Here is an 8,157-nt window from a genome sequence, read left to right as displayed (position 1 = left end):
GCCCTGTTCGGGGCCTACCAATAAATATAGGGGCACCCCCCTCGAGCCGAGGAGTATGAGCGATTGTGGATGTGCCGTGGACGAGTCTCCAAGCGAAATCACTATGGTAATGTGACGTACGATACGTTTACACAGTAAACGTCGGCGTCGTGTCGACTGCCCGGGCAGGACGCCCTACGGAGTCGAAGCCCTGCAGTCAATGCGCCAGTCGGTCTCCGACATCAGGACGATCGATCCGCGCCTCGGGAGGGTCGGTGAATGCAGTGATATATGGAAATCATGCTCTGGTAGTGGTTGCCAACCGCTTACCGGCGTATCGCTCTGAGGGAAGCTGGTCGCCTTCTCCGGGCGGACTTGTCTCGGCGGTGGCGCCGATGGTCAGGGAGAGCCACGGAGCATGGATCGGGTGGGGCGGAACTAGCGAAGAGGAGTTCGAGCCGTTCGAGTTCGACGGGATGAGTCTCGTCCCCGTTGCCCTCGGAGCAGAGGAACACGAGAGGTACTACGAAGGGTTCTCCAACGCCACATTGTGGCCCCTCTACCACGACCTGGTCGTACCGCCGCAGTTCCATCGCTCCTGGTGGCAAACATATCGCTCCACCAATGCTCGATTTGCTCAGGCGGCTGTGGATTCCGCCGCCCCTGGGGCGACGGTGTGGATCCACGACTTCCACCTGCAGCTTGTGCCAGAGATGATTCGAGCCCAACGGCCCGACGTTCGAATCGGATTCTTCAATCACATTCCCTTTCCTTCGGAGACAATATTCGCTCAGCTCCCGTGGCGTGATTCGATCCTGCGGGGCCTGCTCGGTGCCGACGTGATTGGTTTTCAACTCGCATCAGATGTGAAGAACTTCCGCAGTGCAGTCTCGCGGTATTTGGACATCGACAGTGGGAGGCTGTCGAACACCGTCCACGCCTATCCGATTTCAATCGATACGGCGGCGATTCATGAGGTGGCTGAAGCGGAAGAGACACAGGAGTTGGCGCGGCAGATGCGGGTGGAGCTTGGTGATCCGCGAACGCTCATCGTCGGCATCGACCGCCTCGACTACACCAAAGGCATCCTCCACCGGTTGCGTGCCTACCAGGAACTCCTCGAAGACGGGGTGCTCGACCCGCAGGACACGACATTCGTCCAGGTCGCCGAGCCGTCCCGGGAGGGGGTTGAGTCGTACCAAGACTTACGCGATGACGTTGAGCAGCTGGTGGGAAACATCAACGGCAGTTTCGGCGCCTTGGACGGTGCTGCCGTTCACTATTTCCACCATTCATATTCCTTTGAGTCGACGGTGGCTCTCTATCTCGCAGCCGACGTGCTCCTGGTGACTTCACTGCGTGATGGGATGAATCTCGTTGCCAAAGAATACGTGGCCGCGCGACACAACAATGGTACTCTCGTGCTCTCTGAATTCGCCGGTGCGGCTGCCGAACTGCACGACGCGCTGCTGGTCAATCCTCACGACATCGCCGGACTCAAGGACGCCATTCGGCTCGGAGTGGAAATGCCAGCCGCGGAAGCCGGTAAGCGGATGGCCTCCATGGCTGACGTCGTTGAGCGTCACGATATTCACCGGTGGGCACGGACGTTCCTGGCTGACCTTCAACCAACGGCACCGACGCGAGAACTCAGGACCTCAGAATCATCGAACGAGTCGAGCAGTGCCGGTCACACTAAAAGGATTCAATATGTACACACTGCTGAATAATCAGGAAGCGTCGAAGTTCGATCTCTATCTTCCGGGGAAGCTTGTGGCGTCGTTGCACTACACGATCGACGAGAAGGAGGTCATGTTCATCTATTGCGAGGCGATTGAAACCCATGAAGCAACCCGTCATTGCAAGGAGCTCATGGCCAGATCGTTGAAGGATGTGCTCAATCGCCATATGAAGGTCACCGTCACCTGCCCCATTGCGCTGAAGTTCCTCGATGACTCCGCTCTGGATCTGCCGCCGGGAAGTAGGACCATCGTGTCCGAAAGGACTTCGACCTAGTATCATGGGATGGCTCGTGCGAGGGAGCCCTTCTCAAACTTTGAGGTTTCATCAGGGCTGATCATCGCGCCTGCAGTCGCGACTTCAAGCAGCAGCGCGGCGAGAAAGTGGTCGACCCATCTCAGGCTGCGCAACGGCGGACTCAGACGGTGCTGATCAGCATCGTCTGCGTGCGAAACTTGTGCTCAGGCCTGGGCCGGCTGTCGTGCCACTCCCGAACGCTCAACTATTCTCTGCGACGTAGACACGTGAGCGCAGGCGTTGAGCGTGGGTCATGTTCTTGACATCGACATCGCTGTCGAAGGTCGACCCCAGAGCGCCGGCGACGACGCCCATCGCGGCGCTGAGCCAGGCGATGTCCAGATAATTGGTGAACTTCGCCTCCGGGCGATGGATGATCTGGGCCATGAAATCCGGGTCGATGACGATGAGACTGCCCACCAGAATTCCCGCAACCAGCAGAACATAGAGCGCCCCTACACAGATGATCAGGGTGAGAACAGTGGACAGGTTGTAGTAGAAGACGACCTGAGCACGACGCCCCCTGACCGGTCTGTCCCAGAGGCCGTTGACGGTCAGAAGCCACCCCACCATCACTGCAATCGCAATCATGCCTATGGAGATCAGCCGAGCCGTCGACAGGTGGTGCGACATCTGCCAGATCGAGCTGTAGAAGATTCCGAAAGCCCCCGTCGCCGAGGCTGCGGCCAGGGCCCGGGATAGCTTGCGCGCCATGCGCAGCGGTTCATTGGCCGTCGTCATTCCCAACACCAGGCGAGTTCCGCCGGTGAAGGTGTGCGCGTGCAGGGTGCGGTGCCCGGAATCGGCTCGACTCGACCACTGACCCCACCTGGGCAGACTATGCTTCGGGGCCGTATGGCCGTCGGGCAGCAGCTGGTTCGCACAGCTCATGAAGATCTTGAGTAGGCGACGTCTCGTCGTCAATGCGCCGAGGGTCGGATTCGAGACCACGGCGACCTTGCGACCCGGTAGGACCTCGGCGATGAGTGGTTTGTCCTGGGTGTGGCGAGGAATATCCGTGAACATGATGACGAGGTCCGCGCTGGGATATCTGTTCACCACCGAGTCGAGAGTCGACATCTCCAACTGGTGGTCTGTCCGCACCCGAATGGTCTCGGTGCACGTGTCGACATGAACATCGGCATCGAAGCTCTGCCGCAGGACCTCTTCGAACTCGTCCTTGATCGCCGCGACACGGCGGGTCGGCGGGCCGGGGTCAGAGATGAGGAGCAGGTGCATCGCAGCTGGTGCTTTCGTCCATGGTGCCCTCCACGGGGCACGGGCCGGGCGGATCGCCGACATTTCCACCTTCGCAGGGATGGTGGTGTTTGACCAGAGGCTGGGTCCGCATGGTCGTGACTTCGGGCAACTCCACACTGGTCATTCAGTGCGCCTTGATGTCTGGGATGCTGGACGGGTCACGTATTCTGATGTGGGTATGACGCAGCGTATCGACCGCTGTGAGAGAGCTAGTGAAAGAGAGATCGGCACATGAGTGTTCTGGTGACGGGAGGTGCCGGATACATCGGCTCCCACGTAGTACGGCTGCTGTCCGAGCGCGGCGATGACGTCCTTGTCGTCGACGACCTTTCCACCGGGATCGAGGCTCGCGTCACCGGCTTGCCGATCGTCAACATCGACCTTGCCGCCGCCGACGCCGAGGATCGTCTCGTCGCTGCGATCGAGGAGCACTCGGTGAACTCGATCATCCACTTCGCCGCGAAGAAGCAGGTGGGGGAGTCGGTCGAAGAACCCATCATGTACTACCGCCAGAACATCGGCGGACTCACGAATGTCCTCGCCGCCGCCGAACGCACCAGCATCGAATCGCTTGTCTTCTCATCCTCGGCTGCGACCTACGGCATGCCCGATGTCGAGATGGTCGCCGAGGACCTCGACTGCCGACCGATCAACCCTTACGGGCAGACCAAGCTCATCGGCGAATGGATGATCGACAATGCGATCACCTCGGCGAGGATGCGTGGTGTGAAGTTCAACGCCGTGAAGCTGCGCTACTTCAACGTCGCCGGAGCCGGCTGGCCTGAGCTCGCCGACACGGCTGTCATGAACCTCATCCCGATCGTCCTCGGACGCATCGCAGACGGCAAAGCCCCCATCGTCTTCGGCGACGACTACGACACTGCTGACGGCACATGCATCCGTGACTACGTTCACGTCAAGGATCTGGCCGAGGCGCACATCGCCGCGCTTGACTACATGAAGTCCGGGGACACCTCGGAGACGGTGTTCAACGTGGGCACCGGCACCGGTGCCTCCGTCAAGGAAGTCATCGATGCCATCGCCGAGGCGACCGGCCGTGAGATCGTGCCCGAAATGGGCGAGCGTCGCGCAGGTGACCCACCTGCACTCGTCGCCGACGTCTCCCGCATCGGCGCGCAGTTGAGCTGGAAGGCCGAGTTCGACCTCGACGAGATCGTGCGCAGCGCTGTCGAGGCCGCGGGGATGGAACCGGAGAAGGGCTGACGCCGCACCGCCGGGTCGTGGTCTCTCCGACCAGGGGTGTGTGATTTTCGAACCTCAGCGGCCGATACTACGATGTGTAGAAGAACGGTATGTGCTGTGTGGCTGAAGGCGGGGAAATGACAGGTATGCGGAAGATCGTGATGGCGGGAGCCGGACTGGTTCTGCTCCTGAGCGGATGCGCGACCGGAGGCTCGGACGATGCAGGGGAGCCGGGTGACAACGGCGCGTCGGACCTGCTCGCTGGCCACGGCCTCGACGATATGGACGTTACCGAAATCATCGACCACCTCGACCGTGTTCCCATCGACGAGAGATCGACGACTCTCATGGCCTCCGTCCAGCCGGACGAGCTGCAGCTGTCGGATGAGTCGGCGGAACTCGGGCTGGACCTGCCTGAGGACACAAGCTACATTTCGATTGCGCCGTTCGTCGACCAGAGCCACGAATGTTTCTACCACAGCTTGACGACCTGCCTTGGTGAGCTGAGCGGAGAGGCCGTCGACGTCACGATCACCGACTCTGCGACAGGAGAAGAGGTCGTCGACGAGACTGCGACGACCTTCGACAATGGATTCGTCGGATTCTGGGTTCCCCGGGGCATCACAGGAACCGTCGAGATCTCCTCCGGCGGCAGGGACGGAACGGCTGACTTCTCGACGAAGGACGACGGCGCCACCTGCATCACCGGTCTCCGGCTGACCTGAGACCACTCACGCCGAGTCGGTGGATCCCGGAGCGACGACGACCTCACCCACACTCGGCAGCGCCTGTCGGAGGCGATCCTCCACAGTGCGCTGGAGCTCAGTAAACTCGGCAAGCGAAAGTCCGCCGGGGCCAGAGTCGGGGCTGGGGCCAGGGTCGGGGCTGAACTCAGATTCAGGGCCGGCACTGCTGTCTGCGTCAATGACGGCGTGGACGTGGAGGCGATGGCCGATCCAGCGCACCTGCAGATCAGTGATTCCGACGATTTGGGGAAACTCGTGGATCGCCTCGGCGGCTCGAGCTGTCAGGGAAGGGTCGACCCCGTCGAGCAGGCGCTGGCCGATGTCCTTGGCCGTGGAGACGAGCAGGGCGAAGATGGCTAAGGAGATGACGATGCCGACAGCCGGATCCGCCCAGGGCAGTCCGAGCCAGATTCCGATGACACCGACGACGACGGCGAGCGAGGTCAATCCGTCAGTTCGGGCATGGACGCCGTCGGCGACGAGGGCAGCCGAACCGATCTTCCGACCGACGCGGATCCGATAGACGGCGACTATCTCATTGCCGAGGAAGCCGATGACTCCGGCCGCGAACACCCAGCCCGTGTGCTCGATCGTGCGGGGCTCGATGAGGCGGTGGATCGATTCGACGCCGGCCAGAACTGCAGAGGCGGCAATCATCGCCACAATGAACAGGCCGGCCAGATCCTCGCTGCGGCCCAGCCCAAAGGTGAATCTCCTGGTCGGAGGTCGGCGTGAGAGCGTGAAGGCGATCCACAGCGGAATGGCCGTCAGTGCGTCGGCGAAGTTGTGGATGGTGTCGGCCAGCAGCGCGACCGAGCCGCTGATTGCGACGACGCTGACCTGAAGTACAGCGGTGATGAGGAGCGCGACCAGCGAGATCTTGACGGCTCTGATCCCCTGAGTGCTCGCTTCAAGTTCGTCGTCGATCGAGTCGCTGGCGTCATGGCTATGCGGGACGAAGAGGCCGTGGAGGACACCCTTGATGCCGCGCGGATGGTGGTGGCCGTGGTCATGGTTATGACCACGGTCGTGAGGTTGATGACGGTGGTGGCCGTGGTCGTGGTGGAGATGGTCGCCGACCGCCATGTCAGAGCCGGTCTGGACTGTCTGCGGTGTGGTGATGAGGGCGTCCGATGGTGTGTTCGGCCTGCTCGATGGCGTCGACGACCAAGCGGCGAGCGTGTTCATCGGTGAGACGGTAGAACACCTTCGTGCCCTCGTGTCGGGTCGTGACCATTCGGGACATGCGCAGGCGCGCCAAATGTTGTGAAACAGATGTCGGCGATTTGTCGACGATGTCGGCGAGGTGATTGACCGACAGCTCATCATCGCGCAGAGCCAGGATGATCTTCACCCGAGTGGCATCGGCAAGGAGAGCGAACACCTCGACGGCCAGATCGACGAACTCGCTGTCGGCGGTGAGAGTGCATGACTTCTTATCTGCGTACATACGAAGATAGTAGGATAATCGAGCGGCCAAGGCAACGCGGATTCGAAGTATGCGGCTCCGAAGTGTGCGGCACCGAACCGCCAGGTGCCGAGCTACGTGGCATTGATCTGCGTGGGACTGATCAGCGCGGAGCCTAACCAGGCGGCGAGGTCGTCGCTCAGCTCTTGCGGTGACTCCACAGGCACCAGGTGGCCGGCGGCTCTGAACGAGGTGATGTCCGCTGTGCCCGGCAGTCGCTGTGCCAATTGCTCGGCCTGCCCGAAGGGAATCCACGGATCTTCGGCACCCCAGCCGATTCGAACGGGGCATCGCACCTCTCCGAGCCCTCTGGCTATCGGCTCCGTATGCTCGGGGCGAAGGCTCGCAATCTGATGGTAGAAGGCGGCCTGGCCTGCAACGGTGCACCACGGTTCTGCGAGGATCTCGGCCCAGCTGCGTTCGAGGCGCGCACCGCCGGCTCCAGCGATGTACTCGGTGACCAGCGCGCGATGCAGCTGTGGTGGCAAGGACGTGAAGACCGATTCGTTGTCGGCCACGAGGCGGAAGAACGGAGAGCCCCACGGCGGCAGTGTCACAATGTCGAGCAGATACAGGGATGCGAATTCGGAGCCTCCGAACAAATGCGCGCCCAACGCCACCGCCCCACCGATGTCGTGGGCGATGACCTGAGGGAACTGCACATTCCAGACCGTCATCAACTCCGCCAGCCGGCGACCTTGGGTGACGAGATCGACAGGGAGGGCCGCCTCGGCGATGGATTCACCGTATCCGGGCATATCCCACAGGAGAACGCGATGGCTGCGGCCGAGTTCGCGGGCATGCGGCAGCCACATCCGCGATGTCCATGGTGTTCCGTGGCAGATGACGATATCGCCGAGGTTGTCGTGCCCTGGTGCCGGCCCGATTGTCTGGGTTGCCGCCTCGGTTCCGTCACTGAGGATGATTCGTCGAGTCGTGATCTCAACTGAAGGTTCAGGTTCTTGCGTCTGCTCGTTCATGATCCGAATCTAGAACTTCAGGTCAACCTGAAGTCAAGGTGTCATCATGGTGTCATGAAGATCGGTGAAGCGGCGCGGCGCCTGGGGATCGCCGCACATGTGCTGCGGCATTGGGAAGATGAGCGGGTCGTGGTCCCGGACCGCACGGTCACAGGCCACCGACTGTACGGGTCCGAGCATCTGGCACGGTGTCGGATCGTGCTGTCCTGCCAGGAGGTGGGGATGAGTCTGGCGGAGATCCGGGCGATCGTGCACCGTGGTGAGGCGGGGCGTGCACAGATCATCGCGGCCCGGATCGCCGCCATCCGGGCCCAACGCTCTTCACTTGATTCAGCCGAGAGATTCCTGCTCCATGTTCGGCAATGCCGGCACGATCTCATGGCCAGGTGTCCGGAGTGCTCGCAGTATTCGCAGGCCTGATGCCCAGAGCCCGAGGCGAAGACGAGAAATGGCGTACGCGATTGATGAGCAGCGCCACCTCGTT

General features: G+C 61.6%; 9 protein-coding genes. 5 read left to right on the top strand and 4 right to left on the bottom strand.

From position 1 onward, the window contains the following. The first annotated feature begins 233 nt into the window (after positions 1-233). Entirely contained in the window at positions 234-1,709 is a 1,476-nt protein-coding gene (locus FO013_RS19955) for an alpha,alpha-trehalose-phosphate synthase (UDP-forming) (protein ID WP_186293227.1), read from the top strand. Beyond that, positions 1,690-1,995, top strand: a complete 306-nt coding sequence (locus FO013_RS19950) for a hypothetical protein (RefSeq protein ID WP_143924308.1) — start codon at positions 1,690-1,692, stop codon at positions 1,993-1,995. Before FO013_RS19955 ends, FO013_RS19950 begins: the two co-directional genes overlap by 20 nt. Positions 1,996-2,217: 222 nt before the next feature. Here FO013_RS19950 and FO013_RS19945 read toward each other — a convergent pair whose 3' ends face one another. Beyond that, positions 2,218-3,318, bottom strand: a complete 1,101-nt coding sequence (locus FO013_RS19945; protein ID WP_260848294.1) for a hypothetical protein — start codon at positions 3,316-3,318, stop codon at positions 2,218-2,220. 189 nt (positions 3,319-3,507) lie between these two features. Here FO013_RS19945 and galE point away from each other — a divergent pair, with 189 nt between their 5' ends. Together galE and FO013_RS19935 are read left to right on the top strand one after the other, a co-directional pair. Continuing rightward, positions 3,508-4,500, top strand: coding sequence for a UDP-glucose 4-epimerase GalE (gene galE, locus FO013_RS19940; protein WP_143924307.1), 993 nt, complete (start codon positions 3,508-3,510; stop codon positions 4,498-4,500). A gap of 116 nt (positions 4,501-4,616) precedes the next feature. Further along, positions 4,617-5,204 carry a CueP family metal-binding protein gene (locus FO013_RS19935; RefSeq protein WP_222103684.1) on the top strand — a complete coding sequence of 196 codons (588 nt, stop codon included), beginning with the start codon at positions 4,617-4,619 and terminating at the stop codon, positions 5,202-5,204. Between the two features lie 6 nt (positions 5,205-5,210). Here FO013_RS19935 and FO013_RS19930 read toward each other — a convergent pair whose 3' ends face one another. The 3 genes from FO013_RS19930 to FO013_RS19920 all read right to left on the bottom strand — a co-directional run bounded on the left by FO013_RS19930 (position 5,211) and on the right by FO013_RS19920 (position 7,673). Beyond that, positions 5,211-6,311, bottom strand: coding sequence for a cation diffusion facilitator family transporter (locus tag FO013_RS19930; RefSeq protein ID WP_143924313.1), 1,101 nt, complete (start codon positions 6,309-6,311; stop codon positions 5,211-5,213). Position 6,312: 1 nt separating this feature from the next. Beyond that, positions 6,313-6,675, bottom strand: coding sequence for an ArsR/SmtB family transcription factor (locus FO013_RS19925; protein WP_143924306.1), 363 nt, complete (start codon positions 6,673-6,675; stop codon positions 6,313-6,315). Between the two features lie 92 nt (positions 6,676-6,767). Further along, positions 6,768-7,673, bottom strand: coding sequence for an alpha/beta fold hydrolase (locus FO013_RS19920; RefSeq protein WP_143924305.1), 906 nt, complete (start codon positions 7,671-7,673; stop codon positions 6,768-6,770). Between the two features lie 54 nt (positions 7,674-7,727). On the opposite strand from FO013_RS19920, the gene FO013_RS19915 reads away from it, so the two are divergent. Beyond that, entirely contained in the window at positions 7,728-8,093 is a 366-nt protein-coding gene (locus FO013_RS19915; RefSeq protein WP_143924304.1) for a MerR family transcriptional regulator, read from the top strand. The last annotated feature ends 64 nt before the right edge of the window (positions 8,094-8,157 follow it).

The sequence above is a fragment of the Brevibacterium aurantiacum genome, assembly GCF_007558825.1.
Taxonomy (GTDB): domain Bacteria; phylum Actinomycetota; class Actinomycetes; order Actinomycetales; family Brevibacteriaceae; genus Brevibacterium; species Brevibacterium aurantiacum_A.
The sequence above is the reverse complement of the archived record's forward strand: the minus strand, read 5'-3'. Positions and strand labels throughout refer to the sequence as shown.

Coding starts and splice junctions, on each gene's coding strand:
- FO013_RS19950 (WP_143924308.1), top strand. CDS start 1,690: ATGTACACACTGCTGAATAATCAGGAAGCGTCGAAGTTCGATCTCTAT.
- FO013_RS19945 (WP_260848294.1), bottom strand. CDS start 3,318: ATGTCGGCGATCCGCCCGGCCCGTGCCCCGTGGAGGGCACCATGGACG.
- galE (WP_143924307.1), top strand. CDS start 3,508: ATGAGTGTTCTGGTGACGGGAGGTGCCGGATACATCGGCTCCCACGTA.
- FO013_RS19935 (WP_222103684.1), top strand. CDS start 4,617: ATGACAGGTATGCGGAAGATCGTGATGGCGGGAGCCGGACTGGTTCTG.
- FO013_RS19930 (WP_143924313.1), bottom strand. CDS start 6,311: ATGGCGGTCGGCGACCATCTCCACCACGACCACGGCCACCACCGTCAT.
- FO013_RS19925 (WP_143924306.1), bottom strand. CDS start 6,675: ATGTACGCAGATAAGAAGTCATGCACTCTCACCGCCGACAGCGAGTTC.
- FO013_RS19920 (WP_143924305.1), bottom strand. CDS start 7,673: ATGAACGAGCAGACGCAAGAACCTGAACCTTCAGTTGAGATCACGACT.
- FO013_RS19915 (WP_143924304.1), top strand. CDS start 7,728: ATGAAGATCGGTGAAGCGGCGCGGCGCCTGGGGATCGCCGCACATGTG.